The sequence below is a fragment of the Roseivivax sp. CAU 1753 genome (assembly GCF_054482575.1).
Window position 1 is genome coordinate 25,570 of sequence record NZ_JBTLRF010000002.1, and the last position, 13,920, is coordinate 39,489.

General features: G+C 61.6%; 11 protein-coding genes and 1 tRNA gene. 6 read left to right on the forward strand and 6 right to left on the reverse strand.

Going from position 1 to position 13,920, the window contains the following annotated elements:
* The 3 genes from hemW to rph are packed head-to-tail and all read right to left on the reverse strand — an operon-like array spanning nt 1 to nt 2,472.
* Nucleotides 1-1,158, reverse strand: coding sequence for a radical SAM family heme chaperone HemW (gene hemW, locus ACXYMN_RS05010; RefSeq protein ID WP_459012392.1), 1,158 nt, complete (start codon nt 1,156-1,158; stop codon nt 1-3).
* Nucleotides 1,151-1,762 (reverse strand): RdgB/HAM1 family non-canonical purine NTP pyrophosphatase, encoded by a 612-nt coding sequence (rdgB, locus tag ACXYMN_RS05015; protein ID WP_459012393.1) that lies wholly within the window; start codon nt 1,760-1,762, stop codon nt 1,151-1,153. Before rdgB ends, hemW begins: the two co-directional genes overlap by 8 nt.
* Nucleotides 1,759-2,472, reverse strand: coding sequence for a ribonuclease PH (rph, locus tag ACXYMN_RS05020; protein ID WP_459012394.1), 714 nt, complete (start codon nt 2,470-2,472; stop codon nt 1,759-1,761). Before rph ends, rdgB begins: the two co-directional genes overlap by 4 nt.
* 114 nt (nt 2,473-2,586) lie before the next feature.
* Here rph and hrcA point away from each other — a divergent pair, with 114 nt between their 5' ends.
* Nucleotides 2,587-3,651 carry a heat-inducible transcriptional repressor HrcA gene (gene hrcA, locus ACXYMN_RS05025; protein ID WP_459012395.1) on the forward strand — a complete coding sequence of 355 codons (1,065 nt, stop codon included), beginning with the start codon at nt 2,587-2,589 and terminating at the stop codon, nt 3,649-3,651.
* A gap of 9 nt (nt 3,652-3,660) precedes the next feature.
* Nucleotides 3,661-4,230 (forward strand): nucleotide exchange factor GrpE, encoded by a 570-nt coding sequence (locus ACXYMN_RS05030; RefSeq protein ID WP_459012396.1) that lies wholly within the window; start codon nt 3,661-3,663, stop codon nt 4,228-4,230.
* Between the two features lie 9 nt (nt 4,231-4,239).
* Here ACXYMN_RS05030 and mutS read toward each other — a convergent pair whose 3' ends face one another.
* Nucleotides 4,240-6,879 carry a DNA mismatch repair protein MutS gene (gene mutS, locus ACXYMN_RS05035; RefSeq protein ID WP_459012397.1) on the reverse strand — a complete coding sequence of 880 codons (2,640 nt, stop codon included), beginning with the start codon at nt 6,877-6,879 and terminating at the stop codon, nt 4,240-4,242.
* 148 nt (nt 6,880-7,027) lie between these two features.
* Between mutS and ACXYMN_RS05040 the strand changes: the two genes are divergently transcribed.
* Nucleotides 7,028-9,283 carry an NADP-dependent malic enzyme gene (locus ACXYMN_RS05040; protein WP_459012398.1) on the forward strand — a complete coding sequence of 752 codons (2,256 nt, stop codon included), beginning with the start codon at nt 7,028-7,030 and terminating at the stop codon, nt 9,281-9,283.
* A gap of 34 nt (nt 9,284-9,317) precedes the next feature.
* The gene (locus tag ACXYMN_RS05045; RefSeq protein WP_459012399.1) at nt 9,318-10,202 is read left to right on the forward strand and encodes a PfkB family carbohydrate kinase; all 885 of its coding nucleotides are present in this window, start codon (nt 9,318-9,320) and stop codon (nt 10,200-10,202) included.
* Here ACXYMN_RS05045 and msrA read toward each other — a convergent pair.
* A complete protein-coding gene (msrA, locus tag ACXYMN_RS05050) occupies nt 10,199-10,825 on the reverse strand; it encodes a peptide-methionine (S)-S-oxide reductase MsrA (protein WP_459012882.1) in 627 nt (208 codons plus the stop codon). The genes ACXYMN_RS05045 and msrA overlap by 4 nt on opposite strands.
* Before the next feature lie 185 nt (nt 10,826-11,010).
* Here msrA and ACXYMN_RS05055 point away from each other — a divergent pair, with 185 nt between their 5' ends.
* Complete coding sequence (locus tag ACXYMN_RS05055) at nt 11,011-12,015, forward strand: NAD-dependent epimerase/dehydratase family protein (protein WP_459012400.1); 1,005 nt, start codon at nt 11,011-11,013, stop codon at nt 12,013-12,015.
* A gap of 93 nt (nt 12,016-12,108) precedes the next feature.
* Nucleotides 12,109-12,184, forward strand: a tRNA-Thr gene (locus ACXYMN_RS05060).
* A gap of 186 nt (nt 12,185-12,370) precedes the next feature.
* On the opposite strand, the gene ACXYMN_RS05065 is transcribed toward ACXYMN_RS05060, so the two are convergent.
* Entirely contained in the window at nt 12,371-13,918 is a 1,548-nt protein-coding gene (locus ACXYMN_RS05065) for a heme biosynthesis HemY N-terminal domain-containing protein (RefSeq protein ID WP_459012401.1), read from the reverse strand.
* Between the last annotated feature and the right edge of the window lie 2 nt (nt 13,919-13,920).

The following is a 13,920-nucleotide window of genomic DNA, read 5'->3' on the forward strand; positions in this document are numbered from 1 at the left end:
TTAGTCAGCTAAAAGCTCTGAAATAATCGAATTCAGCAGTAACCGTCCCGCATCTGTGACACCAATCCGCCCATCTCTTTCCCAAAGCAATCTGTTTTCGATAAGGTCCCGTCTGTGTTCGACCGATGCGGCGGCAGGATTCATCCGATGAAGCCGCGCAAGATCGATGCCTTCCGATATACGCAACCCAAGCATCAGATATTCCGTCGCCTGTTCCTGCGCCGGGATCTCAACGGAAAAGCGGGTACCATCACCCTTCTCTGCCGCATCCAGCCATGCGCCGGGGTTCCGCCAAGCTTCTGTGCCGGATTTCTTGTCTGACACTGTCAGCCGCCCATGGGCCCCGGGCCCGATGCCCGCATAGTCGCCATACCGCCAGTATACCAGGTTATGTCGGGACTCAGCACCGCTTTTGGCATGGTTAGAGACTTCATATGCTGGCAGACCGGCGTCCGTGCAGAGATCTTGCGTGAGCAGGAACAAGTCAGCCGCGCGGTCCTCGTCCGGCAATCCTTTCAGGGCGCCGCGGGTCTGACGCTCCCAGAAAGCGGTCCCGCGTTCGATCGTCAACTGATAAAGCGACAGATGATCCGCCGCCATGGTCAGGGCCTGAGATAGCTCTTTGCGCCAGTCGTCGAGCGTCTGGTCTTGTCGGGCATAGATCAGATCAAAGCTGATACGGTCAAATACATCACGCGCGACCTCGAAGGCCGCTTTTGCCTCGGAAACGGAATGCAAGCGTCCAAGCCGCTTGAGGTCCGCATCATTTAGGGCCTGCAGGCCCATGGAAATGCGATTTACGCCACCATCCTTGAACCCGCGAAATCGTTCCGCTTCTACCGACCTTGGATTGGCCTCAAGAGTGATCTCGATGTCATTGGCAGGCGTCCAGACCGATGTCGCAGCCGCCACGATGTCGGCAACCAGGTCAGGAGGCATAAGGCTGGGGGTCCCACCGCCAAAGAAGATCGACGACAGGATGCGAGGGCCGGTTTCTTCGGAAACACGGGCGATCTCACTCAGGAATGCACGTTTCCATCGCATATGGTCGACTTGACGGGTTATATGGGAATTGAAGTCGCAATAGGGGCACTTGGCTTCGCAGAACGGCCAATGCACATAGAGACCAAACCCGCCTGTCTGCCAGTTTTCAGCCAAAACAGCCTTTCAGGAACTTGTTCATCGCGTCGGCACGATGACTGATTTCGTTCTTCTTCCAGCGGTCCATTTCACCAAACGTCACATCATACCCGTCAGGTTGGAAGATCGGATCGTAGCCATGCCCTTGGTCGCCACGCATGGGCCATACGATCTGGCCGGGCATGACGCCTTCAAATACTTCATCGTGCCCGTCAGGCCATGCAAGAACCAGGGTACAGCAAAAGCGAGCGGTCCAGGGTTTCGGTGCGCCTGTCTCCAGCAGCCGGTCATGGGCCCGCGTCATCGCCATACGGAAATCGCGACCGGCGTCGGTCTCTGCCCAGTCTGCGGTGTAGACGCCCGGCGCGCCGGAAAGCGCATCGATCTCTATACCCGAATCGTCCGCGAGGGCAGGGAGCCCCGTTTCTGTAGCAGCGGCATGGGCCTTGATCCGTGCGTTTTCGACGAAACTTGTGCCGCTCTCTTCAGGCTCGGGCAGGCCCAGCTCTGCCGCACCGGTGCAGGCGACGCGATGCGGCTCTAACAACGCGGAAATCTCTTCCAGTTTCCCCTTGTTATGAGTCGCAACCAGCAGCTTGTCCGCCTCCAGACGCCGTGTCACGCGACCGCTCGCAGCTGGGCGTCGACCAGCGACGACACGCCCGCTTCCGCCAGGTCCATCAACTGTCCCATCTGATCGCGCGAAAACACCGAGCCTTCCGCTGACATCTGGATTTCAATCAGCTGTCCGTCACCCCGAAGGATGAAGTTTCCATCGACCCCTGCTTCGCTGTCCTCGGGATAGTCCAGATCAAGCACCGGCTGCCCGGCATAGATACCGCAGCTCACCGCAGCCACAGGCGAGATTAGCGGATCGGAAATGATGTCACCGATCTTCATAAGTTGGTTCACCGCAAGCTTGAGAGCGACCCATCCCCCGGTGATTGACGCACAACGCGTTCCACCATCGGCCTGAATGACGTCGCAATCGACGGTGATCTGCCGCTCGCCCATGGCCACACGGTCAACGCCGGCGCGCAGGGATCGCCCGATCAGGCGCTGAATTTCGACCGTGCGCCCGCCCTGCTTGCCACTGGTTGCTTCGCGACGCATGCGCGACGAGGTCGACCGCGGCAGCATTCCGTACTCGGCAGTTACCCAGCCCAGTCCCGAACCCTTGATGAAGGGCGGCACGCGATCCTCGATGCTGGCGGTGCACAACACATGGGTGTCACCGATCTTGATCAGACACGAACCTTCCGCGTGCTTTGTTACGTCGGTCTCGATTGAAACTGCGCGCATTTCGCTTAAATCACGTCCGGATGGTCGCATTGTGGTACTCCTTGGTTTGGCCATGGCATACAGAGGCCAACCCGGTACGAGCAACCCCGATTGACCCGGGCGCACACGCCTTTTTTAGTGATCCCGATAGGGGTATCTTCGAACATGCAGGACGGCACCAAACTTTTCGATCAGCTGAACGACCGGTCGCGCGAGGTTTTCCGCAGGGTGGTCGAGGGTTATCTTGAAAGCGGCGAGCCGATGGGGTCCCGCACCCTCACCCGAACCTTGTCGGAAAAGGTATCGGCGGCCACGGTCCGCAACGTGATGCAGGATCTCGAATTTCTGGGACTGCTCGATTCCCCCCATGTCAGCGCCGGTCGCGTTCCTACCGAGATCGGATTGCGCCTGTTCGTCGACGGACTTCTCGAGGTGCGCGATCTCGATTCAGAGGACCGAACGAAGATCGACGCCACTCTGGGAAGCAATACTGACGATGTGGGCAATCTTCTCGACCGGATCGGTTCCGCGCTTTCAGGCGTGACCCATGGTGCGTCGCTTGTTCTGACCCCCAAGCACGAGGCACCAATCCGTCATATCGAATTCGTCTCTCTGGCACAGAACCGCGCCCTGGTGGTTCTGGTGTTTGGCGATGGACATGTGGAAAACCGTGTCTTCACGCCGCCGCCGGGTCTCACCCCATCGTCCTTGCGGGAAGCAGCCAACTTTCTCAATGCGCTGGTCGAGGGCCGCACCCTGTCGGAACTGCGCCGCGATATGGGAAAGGATATCGAAGCCCGCCGCCGCGAAATTGATTCGCTCGCCCATGACCTGGTGCAGTCGGGCCTCGCCGTCTGGGCCGAAGAAGGCGACCGTGCCGAACGGCTGATCGTGCGGGGCCGCGCGAACCTGCTTGGCGACGATTCCCGTGCCGAGGACATCGAACGCATTCGGACGCTCTTCGATGACCTTGAACGCAAGCGCGATATCGCTGAATTCCTCGAACTGACCGAAGATGGCGAGGGCGTGCGCATTTTCATCGGTTCGGAAAACAAACTTTTCTCGCTTTCGGGTTCCTCTCTGGTGGTCTCTCCATATATGAACTCGGACCGAAAGATTATCGGCGCCGTGGGTGTCATCGGACCCACGCGTCTCAACTATGGTCGGATTGTTCCGATCGTGGATTACACCGCACAGCTGGTTGGAAAGTTACTGTCCGACCGGAAATAGAGGCAAGACATGGCTGATCCAAAGAACAACGATTTCCTCGACGATCTCGATGCGCTTGAAGCGGAGGCTGACGCGCAGGAAGAGGCGGACGAAGTGGCTGAACCCAGCGATGCCGACCGCATCGCCGAGCTTGAGGCCGAGCGCGACCAATACAAGGACCGCTTCATGCGGGCGCTTGCCGATGCCGAAAACGCCCGCAAGCGCGCCGATCGCGACCGTCGCGAGGCCGAGAATTATGGATCAACGCGGCTCGCACGCGATCTGCTGCCGGTTTACGACAACCTTCAACGGGCGCTGACGGCGGCAAATGACGAACAAAAGCAGATCTCGGTGGCATTGCTCGAAGGTGTTCAACTGACGCTGCGCGAGCTGCAATCGGTGTTCAAGAAACACGGAATCGAGGTCATCAAGCCCGAAGCAGGTGACCGGTTCGACCCCCAGGTCCACGAGGCGATGTTCGAGGCACCGGTACCCAATACCAAGGCGGGCGACATCATTCAGGTATCGACCGAGGGGTTCATGCTGCACGATCGGCTTTTGCGACCCGCCCAGGTGGGCGTCAGCTCGACACCCGGATGACCAGTTGCATCACGACAGCAGCCCGCGCAGTTCATACAGCGCCTCTAGCGCTTCGCGCGGGCTGAGGTCATCAGGCACGATCTCGCGAAGACGTTCCTCAACTTCCGATGACACCGCCTTGACGGGCGGGGCAGGGGCATGGGCTGCGGCAGAGAAAAGCGGCAAATCGTCGATGAACGCTTTTGGCGAGGTTATCTCACGCTCTCCCTTCTCCAATGTCTCGAGAACCGATTTCGCCCGGCGGATGACCGCCGCGGGCAACCCGGCAAGCTGCGCCACCTGAACGCCGTAGGACCGATCCGCAGCACCGGGACGCACCTCGTGCAGGAAGATGACCTCGCCGTTCCATTCCTTCACGGCAACGGTCGCGTTCGACACACCCTCCAGCTTCCCGGCGAGCGTCGTCATTTCGTGATAATGCGTGGCAAACAGGCCGCGTACACGATTGATCTCTGCCAGGTGCTCCAGCGTGGCCCAGGCGATCGACAGGCCGTCATAGGTGGCGGTGCCTCGCCCGATTTCGTCCAGAATCACCAACGCATGCGCATCGGCTTGATTGAGAATGGCAGCGGTTTCCACCATCTCGACCATGAAGGTGGACCGCCCGCGGGCGAGATCGTCCGATGCTCCAACGCGGCTGAAGATCTGGCTGACACAGCCGATATGCGCGGCGCGCGCCGGTACATAGGCCCCCATCTGTGCAAGGATCGCGATCAATGCGTTTTGCCGCAGATAGGTGGACTTGCCCGCCATGTTGGGGCCGGTCAGCAATTCCAGCGCCGGTCCTTCCCCTTCAGGCGACAGGTTGCAGTCATTGGCAATGAAAGGTGCGCCGCCCTGCGCCCGCAATGCCTGCTCGACCACCGGATGCCGTCCCTGTTCCACGTGGAACGTTCTGCTTCCGTCGACGATGGGCCGGCTCCAGTCCTTCGCCCGGGCAAGGTCGGCCATGGCCACAGCAACGTCGAGTTCCGCCAGTCCAAAGGCCAACGCCGAAAGCGCGGGCGCATGCGCCAGAATTTCTGCTTTCAGGCTGTCATAGAGACGCTTTTCAAGCTCAAGCGCCCGCCCGCCGGCATTCAGTATCTTGGTCTCCATCTCCGATAAGTCGACCGTCGTGAACCGTACCTGGTTAGCCGTGGTCTGTCGGTGAATGAAGGTTTCGGACAGGGGCGGGGCCATCATCCTGGCGGCATGCGTTGCGGTCGTCTCGATGAAGTAGCCCAGAACGTTGTTGTGCTTGATCTTCAGCGACCCGATGCCTGTCCGTTCGGAATACTCGGCCTGCAATCTGGCAATGACTCCGCGACCCGCATCGCGCAACCCACGAGCTTCATCAAGCGTGTCGCAGTATCCATCGGCGATAAAACCACCATCCCGCGCCAACAGCGGCGGCTCTGCCACCAATGCTCGGTCGAGATGGTCAAGGAGTTTCGCGTGACCCACAAGGGCCGCGCGCGCCTCGCTCAGAATGGTGGGCAAGCTCATGTCGTCCAGCGATCCGGCAATAGCTTCGGCCTGCGTCAGGGCATTGCGCATCGCCGCAAGATCTCTGGGGCCGCCGCGATCAAGCGAAAGCCGTGATAGGGCGCGATCCATGTCAGGCACGCGACGAAGCGATTCCCGCAAGGTCAGAGCCTGTTTCGGCGTCTCGATGGCCCAGGTCACGGCGTCTTGTCGGGCGTGAATGACATCGAGTTCGCGCGAAGGTGACGACAGCCGCCTCTCGAGCAGGCGGGCACCACCGGCGGTGACCGTGCGGTCGATCACCGACAGCAGCGATCCGGCCCGTGCCCCCCCGGCGCCGCGCGTCAATTCAAGGTTTACACGGGTCGCGGCGTCGATCTGAAGCAGTCGGGACACCTGGTCCTGGCGGGGCGGGCGCAGAAGCGGCAGCTTTCCCTTCTGGGTGATATCGAGGTAGTCGACAAGCGCCCCCATTGCCGACATCTCGACGCGGTTGAAATCTCCGAACGGTTCCAGCGAGGCAACGCCAAAAAGCGCCGACAGCCGGTTTTCCGCAGACCGCGAGTCGAAAGACGCGCGCGAAAGCACGCTCGGCTCGATCCCGAGGTCGCCCAGAACCTCGCGCATGGTCTCTTCGCTGGCCTCGGATAGCAACAGCTCCGCCGGGGCGAGGCGCGCAAGCTCCGATCCGATCCGCGCCGCGCCCAGCTTCATCACGTGGAACGCGCCGGTCGAAATATCCGCCCAGGCCAGTGCATATTCGTCTCTGATATGGCCCAAAGCGGCCAGAAAGTTGTGCCTGCGCGCTTCAAGCAGGCTTTCTTCGGTCAGCGTGCCGGGGGTCACAAGCCGCACCACTTCTCGCCGGACGACGGATTTGGAGCCGCGCTTTTTCGCCTCGGCCGGGCTTTCCATCTGCTCGCAGACCGCAACGCGAAAACCCTTTCGGATCAGCGTCAGAAGATACCCCTCGGCGGCATGCACCGGGACACCGCACATCGGGATGTCTTCGCCGTCATGCTTGCCGCGCTTGGTCAACGCGATATCGAGCGCCTCTGCCGCCGCCGCCGCATCATCGAAAAACAGTTCGTAGAAATCCCCCATCCGATAGAACAGAAGCGCTTCGGGATGCCCGGCCTTGATCTCGAGATATTGCGCCATCATCGGCGTCACGGCGTTCATGCGACCCCCATCGCTGTTGCTTCGCGCGACCCTACAAACGCCCGCAACGGGGTGAAAGCCGGAAATCGCGCCCGGACCGTTAGCGCTATATCAGTTGAGGGTGACGCACCGCTCGGCTAAGCCGGATCGGCATGTCTGGGAGGAACGCATGGTACGGCAGAAATACACCCGCGAAGAAGCATTGGCCTTCCACCTGGAGCCGACGCCCGGAAAGTGGGAAGTACAGGCCACCGTGCCGATGACCACGCAGCGCGACCTGTCGTTGGCCTATTCGCCGGGCGTCGCGGTGCCCTGCGAGGAAATCGCCGCCAATCCCGAACTTGCCTATGACTACACGAACAAGGGCAACCTCGTCGCTGTCATCTCGAACGGCACGGCGGTGCTCGGGCTGGGCAACCTCGGTGCGCTTGGATCGAAGCCGGTGATGGAGGGCAAATCGGTTCTGTTCAAGCGCTTCGCCGATGTGAACTCCATCGATATCGAGCTTGATACCGAAGATCCGGACGCGTTCTGCAAGGCCGTCAAGCTGATGGAACCGACCTTCGGCGGCATCAACCTCGAGGATATCAAGGCGCCCGAGTGTTTCATCATCGAGCAGCGTCTGAAGGAAGAAATGAACATCCCGGTCTTCCACGATGACCAGCACGGTACCGCCGTGATCTGCGCCGCTGGCCTGATCAACGCGCTGCACATTTCGGGCAAGAAGATCGAAGATGTGAAGATCGTGCTCAACGGCGCGGGCGCTGCGGGGATCGCCTGTATCGAGTTGCTGAAATCCATGGGGGCTAGGCACGACAATTGCATCGTATGCGACACCAAGGGCGTGATCTACCAGGGCAGGACCGATGGGCTGAACCAATGGAAATCCGCCCATGCAATCGCAACCGAGGCGCGCACGCTGGAAGAGGCGATGATCGGGGCCGACGTGTTCCTTGGCGTGTCGGCCAAAGGCGCGGTGACCCAGGACATGGTGGCCGCGATGGCCGAAAACCCGGTGATCTTCGCGATGGCCAATCCCGACCCCGAGATTACGCCCGAAGAGGCCCATGACGTGCGCCCGGATGCCATCGTGGCCACGGGGCGCTCGGATTATCCAAACCAGGTGAACAATGTTCTGGGCTTTCCCTACCTCTTTCGCGGTGCGCTCGATATCAATGCGCGGGCAATCAACGACGAGATGAAGATCGCCTGCGCCGAGGCGCTCGCCGAACTGGCCCGCGAAGATGTGCCGGACGAGGTCGCGGTGGCCTATGGAAAAACGCTTGCCTTCGGACGCGAATATATCATTCCGACGCCGTTCGATCCGCGTCTGATCTACCGTATTCCACCGGCTGTCGCGCGGGCAGGGATGAATTCCGGGGCTGCGAGGCGGCCCATCGTCGACATGGACGCCTACGAGGTTTCGCTCAAGACGCGGCTCGATCCGACCGCGTCGATCCTGCAAGGCATCAGCGCCCGGGCGCGTGCGGCGCAGGCCCGCATGATCTTTGCCGAAGGCGACGACCCACGGGTCCTGCGGGCCGCTGTCAGCTACCAGCGCTCGGGTTTTGGCAAGGCGATCGTGGTCGGGCGCGAACCGGACGTGCGCGCCAAGCTCGAGGCCGCGGGCATGGGCGATGCCATCCGCGAGATCGAGGTGGTGAATGCGGCGAACACCCGGCATCTCGAAACCTACAAGGATTTTCTTTACGCACGGAACCAGCGCAAGGGCATGGATCGGCAGGATGTGCATCGGCAGGCCGCGCGCGACCGGCACGTCTTTGCCGCCCTGATGCTGGCGCATGATCACGGTGACGGTCTGGTCACCGGTGCGACGCGGAAGTCCTCGCATGTGATGGAGCGGCTGAACCTCGTCTTCGATGCGGACGCCAAGCAGGGCGCTGCCGGGGTCACCGCGTTGATTCACAAGGGCCGGATCGTGTTGATCGGCGACACGCTTGTGCATGAATGGCCCGACGAACACGACCTTGCCGACATTGCCGAACGCGCTGCCGGTGTCGCGCGGCATCTGGGGCTCGAGCCGCGCGTCGCCTTCGTCTCTTTCTCGACCTTCGGCTATCCGAACTCGGAACGCGCCGAGAAGATGCGGCTTGCCCCCATGGTGCTGGACAAACGGGGCGTCGGTTTCGAATACGAAGGCGAGATGACCGTCGATGTGGCGTTGAACACCAGGGCTCAGAAAGCCTATCCGTTCCAGCGGCTGACCGGGCCTGCGAATATCCTTGTTGTTCCGGCGCGGCACTCAGCGTCGATCTCGACCAAGCTGATGCAGGAAATGGCCGGTGCGACGGTGGTCGGGCCGATCCTGGCAGGTGTCGATCATTCGATCCAGATCTGCTCATCGACGGCGACGGCCAACGATATTACCAACATGGCCGTTCTTGCCGCCTGCGAAGTCGGCTGAAACAGAGACGGTTCATACACCAAGAGGGGCGCAAATGACGATCTGGAACCTCGGCTCGATCAATGCGGACCACGTCTATCGCGTCCCGCACCTGCCCCAAGCCGGAGAGACGCTGGCCTCGACGGCGTATTCGCGCGGTCTTGGCGGCAAGGGCGCGAACATGTCGGTCGCCGCAGCCCGGGCCGGTGCGCGAGTGGCGCATCTGGGGGCTGTTGGCGATGACGGCGGCTGGATGATCGAACGGTTGATGGAATACGGTGTCGATACCCGCGCGGTTGACCGGATGAACGACGCGTCGGGGCACGCGATCATCGCGGTGGACGATGCGGGCGAGAACCAGATCATTCTCTATCCCGGCGCAAATCACGCGATTTCCGAGAAACGCCTGGCGGAACGGCTGGCGGTGGCGGCGGTCACCGACATCTTCGTGTTCCAGAACGAGACCAACGCGCAGCTGAAGGGTGCGACACTGGCGTCGGCGCAGGGCATGCGCGTTGCCTATGCGGCGGCTCCGTTCGAGGTTGCGGCTGTCATGGCGGTTCTGCCGCTTCTCGATCTGTTGGTTTTGAACGCGGTCGAGGCCCGGCAATTGCTGGATGCCACCGGGCTCGGCGCGGATGCATTGCCGGTGCGCGATGTGGTCGTCACCAGAGGCGCGCAAGGTGCTGTGTGGTACGAAACCGACACCGGCACCGCAACCGAAATACCGGCGATCAAATCCGAGGCGGTCGATACGACCGGGGCAGGAGACACGTTCACCGGTTTTCTGATTGCCGGACTCGATCGGGGCTTTTCGATGCGCCAGTCGCTTGACCTCGCCACCAAGGCCGGGGCGATCATGGTGACGCGGGTCGGCACCGCAGACGTGATCCCCGATCTCAGGGATATCGAGGAACGGTTCGGACCCGACGCCGCCTAGCCGCCGGCGAACGGCGCGTTGTCGCCCCAGATCTGCCGCACGCGCTGGTCGCGGCCACAGGCTTGCCGATAGCGCTTGTAGGCGATCGCCCGATCCACATAACCAAAGCGGGTCAGGGTTTTTTCGCTGCTCTTGTAGTAGTTCTGGTGATATCCCTCGGCCTTGTAGAAGCGCGCCGCGTCCAAAATCGGCACGCGCACCTTGCGCCCCAGTTCGGCCTCGGCGCGGGCCTTGGCCGCCTCGGCATCGGCGCGTTCCCTAGGGTTGCCCACGAAAATCGCCGGTCGATAGGAATCGCCACGATCACAGAACTGGCCGCCGTCGTCATACGGGTCGATGGATCGCAGAAACAGGTCGTAAAGCTGCGGGCGACTGATCCGGGAGGCATCGTAGATGATCTCCACCGCCTCGAAATGCCCGGTCCCACCGGCGGTCACCTGGCTGTAGGTCGGGTTCGCGACGCTGCCGCCGGTATAGCCCGACACCACCTCCGAGACGCCTGCGACTTTCTCGAAATCAGCCTCTACGCACCAGAAACAGCCCCCCGCCACGATAATCTCTGCCGCATGGAGCGCCTGAACGGGGAACGCTATCGCCACGGCGACAAGCGCATTTCGGAACATCTGGAACATGGGCTTCCTCCCTGGTGCAGGGCACAACCTTTCGCAGAAAGCGCTTGGTGGCAAAGCCCGATGCGCGTTTTCACGACAAGATGAACGCCACCTGCGTCAGGTCCCTTCGCCGCCTTTTGGGTTTTCAAGCCGGTCGCTGGCTTCTAATGATGCGGACGCATTGCAGGAAGGCTCACATGGCGCGCGTCCTCATCACCGGTTCGGCCGGCTTCATCGGCTTCCACCTGGCCCGGCTTCTACTGGACGAGGGTCACATCGTTCACGGCTATGACGGAATGAACGATTATTACGACGTGCGCCTGAAACAGCGCCGCCACGCGACCCTGCATCAGAAACCCGGATTCACCGCGACCGAGGCACTGCTTGAGGATCAGGAGGCGTTCGATGCCGTGGCCGATTCGTTCCGGCCCGAGATTATCGTGCATCTCGCGGCGCAGGCAGGGGTGCGGTATTCGCTGGAGAACCCCAAGGCCTACCTGACGTCGAATGTCATGGGCACCTTTTCCGTGATGGAGGCGGCGCGGCGGCATGACGTCCAGCACCTTTTGATGGCCTCGACCTCGTCGGTCTATGGCGCCAATGAAGAGATGCCCTTCAAGGAGACCGACAAGGCCGACACACAGCTGACGATGTATGCGGCAACCAAGAAAGCCAATGAAAGCATGGGACATAGCTGGGCGCATATCCACGGCGTGCCGATCACCATGTTCCGGTTCTTCACAGTCTATGGCCCCTGGGGCCGTCCCGATCTGGCGTTCTACAAGTTTGTCGATCTGATCCTCGATGGCAAACCCATCGATATCTACAACCACGGCGACATGTTTCGCGATTTTACCTATATCGACGACCTGGTGCGCGGCATCCGGTTGTTGATGGATGCCGTGCCGGGCGGCGAAGAGACCCGGGTCGCGGGCGACAATCTCAGCCCGGTCGCCCCCTTTCGCGTGGTCAATATCGGCAATTCCGACAAGGTGCGGCTGATGGATTTCATCGAAGGCATCGAAGACGCGCTGGGCATGAAAGCCGAAAAGAACTTCATGGAAATGCAGCCCGGCGATGTCTACGCCACCTGGGCCGACGCGACGCTTCTACACACCCTGACGGGATACCGCCCGCGGACCGATTTTCGCGACGGGATCAGGCAGTTCGTCGCGTGGTATCGGGACTATTCCGGCAAATAGGCGTTTTCAAACGCAGTAAGGGCGGCGGGTCGGTGCGGAGCGCAATTCCATCTTGCACGGGCCGCGCCGAGCGGTTAATCGGTCCATCGCGCGGCCCCAATAGCTCAGCTGGTAGAGCAACTGTTTCGTAAATAGTAGGTCGGCGGTTCGAGTCCGTCTTGGGGCACCACCAACTTTCCGGTCAATGACCGTCACGCGGGCCGGATGGTACGCGCGTCGATGCGAACCGGTTCAGCGCCATCTCCCACCTGCGCCGCACGTTCGCAAACCCCCGCGCCGTTACCGTTCCGAGACGAACGTCCTCACATCCCCCGCGCGCGCCATAAAAAGCACCGCGCGGAGGACTTGCGCGGTGTCAGGACGCCTTTTGCACCTCTGCCTGTGGCTGTTCCACATCCTTGCCATCGGCGGCGACGGTGTCGCCTTCGGCGGTTTCGTCGGCCAGTTCGGCCTCGGGAACGTCCGGGTCCGGTGTCACGACCTCGTCAATCGGGTCGGGCACGGCCTTGTCGTTTTCGGGCATCGCCGAAGGTCCGACCAGAAGCGGCAGCATCTCGGCGCCGACGGGCAGGGACTCGTCGGTTTTTGGCGGTGTCTTCCAGCTCAGCGTGTCGAAGGCATCGCAATTGTGACAGATCGGCGACCACTGGGTCTGGATGTTATTGCAGTTCTCGCACACCCACTGGGGACCGCGCGGGGCTGTCAGCGCCTTGGCAAGCCAACCGCGCACAATGGCGTCGTCGGCGCCTTCGCCACGTTCGATGGCGGCCATGACGGTCAGGACGCGGGCGTCGGGATCCGTTTCCCAAAGCTTGCCGACCGCGCGTCGCGCCCCCGGAAAATCCTCGGCGGCAAGATGCAGTTCGGCAGACAGCAGCCGGGTTTCCCGATGATCGGGGTGGATCGCGGTCAACGTGCGAAAGCGCTTGAGCCGTTCGGCCGGGCTTTCGGCCGGTTCAATCTCTGCAAAGGCCGCGGCCAGATCGGGATGCGGCTGCGCCTGCCAGGCCTTTTTCAGCAGTCGCGTGGCGTTCTTCTTGCGCCCGTCTGTGATGAAACCGCGGGCGGCCATGGCCGCGGCGGGAACAAGGTCGGGCGACGTCTTGTTGGCGCTGATCGCGGCTTCGCGGGCTTCGATGTCCTTGCCCTCGTCCAGGATGTCCCTCGCCTCGGACAAGGCCAGAACCGCATCGCGCCGTTTGTGCAGGTCGCGCGGCATGTTGCCGGATTTCAGCTTGGCCGCCAGCGTCTTGCGGGCCCCGGCCCAATCGGATTTCTTGGCCTGCAACTGCAACAGCGCATTCTGGACCTCTTCGTGCTTCGGCTTGATCGCGAAGGCACGTTCGGCCAGTTGCAGCGCGGTGTCTGTATCGCCCACGGCCATGCGTTGCTTCATGATCCCACGCACCCCGACAAAGCGGGTGGCGTCGTTCTTCAGTAGCCGCTTGTAGATTTCCTCGGCCTTCTTGCCGTCGCCCATCTGCTCGGCGGCCTGCGCCTGCAGCAGGTCGGTCAATTCAGGCTTGTGCAGGTAGCGTTCCGCCTTCTGCGCCTTGGCCAGTGCGACCCGTCCTTCGCCCGACGCCAGCGCCGTCAGCCCATCGCCAAGCGCGGCATAGCCCTTGCGTTCGCGGTTGCGATCGAAGTGGCGGGTAATGGCGGTCTCGTCGCCGTTGATGAACTTCAGCACCGCCACCAGCAACGATACGATCTTGAGCAGAAGCCAGACGGCCACGAACAGTATCACCGCGGCGATGACCGATTGCAGCGGCCCGAAGGTAAACTCCATTCCCGCGACGGTGATCTGCACACCGCCCTGCGCCTCCATGAGGTAACTGGCGCCAAGGGTCAGGATCGCGATGATCGCGACGAAAAGAATGATCTTGATGAGTGACCAGAGCATGA